The organism is Pelovirga sp., assembly GCF_059864205.1.
In genome coordinates this window covers 1-2,398 of record NZ_JCBCBS010000213.1, presented here as the reverse complement: position 1 = coordinate 2,398, position 2,398 = coordinate 1, and the positions used below count along the sequence as shown (strand labels likewise).

At 49.0% G+C, this 2,398-nt stretch carries 4 protein-coding genes; all 4 read right to left on the bottom strand.

The window, feature by feature from the left end:
* Positions 1-101 precede the first annotated feature (101 nt).
* Positions 102-236, bottom strand: a complete 135-nt coding sequence (locus AC6F7T_RS13245; protein WP_500719585.1) for a hypothetical protein — start codon at positions 234-236, stop codon at positions 102-104.
* Between the two features lie 89 nt (positions 237-325).
* Positions 326-703, bottom strand: coding sequence for a GxxExxY protein (locus tag AC6F7T_RS13240; protein ID WP_500719583.1), 378 nt, complete (start codon positions 701-703; stop codon positions 326-328).
* A complete protein-coding gene (locus AC6F7T_RS13235; RefSeq protein WP_500719581.1) occupies positions 696-1,385 on the bottom strand; it encodes a DUF4391 domain-containing protein in 690 nt (229 codons plus the stop codon). The genes AC6F7T_RS13240 and AC6F7T_RS13235 overlap by 8 nt, the downstream gene beginning before the upstream one ends.
* The coding region (locus tag AC6F7T_RS13230) for a helicase-related protein (RefSeq protein ID WP_500719579.1) at positions 1,385-2,398 on the bottom strand (1,014 nt) is incomplete at its 5' end. The genes AC6F7T_RS13230 and AC6F7T_RS13235, both read right to left, overlap by 1 nt.

Below are 2,398 nucleotides of genomic sequence, written 5' to 3'. Positions count from 1 at the left end.
GATATTGTCCTGGGTCAGGTTCGGGGAGTGCATTTTCATCTTTTCCATTTAAAACCTCTTTCTTTAACCACGGAAGACACGGAAGACACGGAAGGATTTAATTAATCTTCTTTTCCGTGTTTTTCCGTGCTTTCCGTGGTTACCTTTACTTCGGTAACGCAGTTCGGGAACAACTCCATGATCTTGCGAATATTGTCCTGGGTCAGGTTCGGGGAGTGCATTTTCAACTTGTCCATATAAAACCTCTTTCTTTAACCACGGAAGACACGGAAAACACTGAATGTTTGTGCTTTTATTATCCGTGTCATTCCGTGTATTCCGTGGTTCATAAAACAAATCTTTCGATCTGTGCTTTCGGGTAACTGCCGAAGTTGATCAGTAACCCTAATTTCAGGTGTGTTGCCTTCAGGTAGTTGATCACCTGGGCTTTATGTTCGGGAGATATCTCTTTCACCGCTTTGAGTTCAAGGATGATCTGTTGATAGCAGATCAAATCCGGTTTGTACGTCTGTTGTAACCGTTGCCCTTTGTAGTTGAGGGTCAATTCCGGTTGTGACATAAAGGGGATGCCTTTGGCACTCAACTCTTTTTCAAGGCACTCTTGGTAGACAGCCTCCAAAAATCCACATCCCAGTTCCCGATATACCTCGAAAACGGCACCACGAATAGCAAATGTCTCTTCTTCAAACAACAGGCTACCCATGTCCGTGGTTTTCCGTGTTTTCCGTGGTTAACTGTTCTAGTTCTTGTTTTAATTCGAGCAGTTGCGTGTTCAGTTCGACCTTGCGGTTGAACTGCTTTTCTCTTTGCATCCGGGTTTCAAGCTTCCGGCATTCTTTTTGTTTCTGGAATACGGCATCAATCCGTTCTGCCTGAGTCCTTAGCGATTCCCCCTGGCGTGGTGGCAACGGCATCAACTGCCGTAACATCTGCTCGTACAACGCCGCTAAATCCAGCGCTACCGGCAGAGCGGTTAGGTATTGCCCCGGTGACAGCCAATCGGTTGCGTAGTATCCATCGACCACCCATTTTGCTGCATCCGCTTCACTGGGGCGCTTATAGGCAGCCATCACCTTGAAACGCTCCTGAAACATCAGGCGGTAAAAGATCGGGAAGGGAATGGCCTTATCGATACAGCGCAAGACGGCTTCATCCAGGTCGCCCTCTTTGAGATGAATATCAAAAATCTGGATTTCCGGCACCTTGCTTCTGGCCGGAAGGTTGATGGTTTCCGGTGCCAGTTTATACTGCCAGACAATCTTTTGAACTTGCGACACAAAGTTATTGCGCACAGCACGGCTGGGGTTGGCGTAGGTGTAGATTTTTTCCTTGGGCAGCACCCGCCCGAAGGCCGCTTTGTCCGGAAACTTGTACCACACCGCCATCAATCAACCTCTTGTACAACGAGGAAATTGATCAACTCAAACTCTTCCAGCCCCTGGATGCTGTTCACCAGAGCGGTTGTTCGGCTGCTGGTGAAGAGACTGTCCAGGTCTTTATCTTCCTTCAGGTCGATCATGGAGCGGATCGCTTGATCGAGCAGGTCGGAATACTGATGCATGTCTTTGCCGTCATGGGTATGACGATTAAATTCCTGACAGGCGTGAAGCAAGGGTTGTTGCTGGCCTTTGCAGGCCGCTCGAATCAGATCAAGTAGTGGCTTAACATCGGTGTGGTTAATGACCACGGAACCGTCCTGAGCGATGTAGATCAGGTAATAAGGGTGCAGGCGATTCTGCTGATTGACGTTGACGCCGTGGTTGCGGTTGCGCAGGGCAAAGATAACCCCCGGTGGCAATCCTTTGTCTGGCTGTGCTGGCACAACAGCGTGCATCCCATTGGGCACAGATGCCAAATCGCCATTCTGTTTGACGTAGTTCAGCAAATCCATGCGAAAGTCGTTTAAGCCAAGGTCGGTGATGTTCACGCCGGTCTTGAGGTCTTCCATCTCAATAACCTCGTCCTGTAGCCGACGCAGTTGCTCCTTGCGATAGGAAACCTCCTGCGACTGTGGGCTTAATACGTTGTCGTCAGCGGTTGCGGTAACATCCGCTATCACCATGCGGTTTTCGACCCGCTCTTTTAAGTTGATGTATTCATCAAGGGTGATGTCGGGCCAGTAGTTGACCAGCTGAATCGATTTGTTCTGAGAGCCAATCCGATCGATCCGTCCGAACCTCTGAATAATCCGCACCGGGTTCCAGTGAATATCGTAGTTGATCAGATAATCACAGTCCTGAAGGTTCTGCCCCTCGGATATACAGTCGGTACCGATAAGAAGATCAATTTCGGCGGGTTCATCAGGCAGAATCGCCGCCTTTTCTTTGGAGCGCGGAGAGAACAACGTCAGTAGTGACTGAAAATCATAGCTTTTCTTTAGTGTCGACTTGGGTGTGTC

What these genes read in the sequence shown, in the direction of transcription:
- AC6F7T_RS13240 (WP_500719583.1), bottom strand. Translation starts at nt 703, where the DNA reads ATGGGTAGCCTGTTGTTTGAAGAAGAGACATTTGCTATTCGTGGTGCC.
- AC6F7T_RS13245 (WP_500719585.1), bottom strand. Translation starts at nt 236, where the DNA reads ATGGACAAGTTGAAAATGCACTCCCCGAACCTGACCCAGGACAATATT.
- AC6F7T_RS13235 (WP_500719581.1), bottom strand. Translation starts at nt 1,385, where the DNA reads ATGGCGGTGTGGTACAAGTTTCCGGACAAAGCGGCCTTCGGGCGGGTG.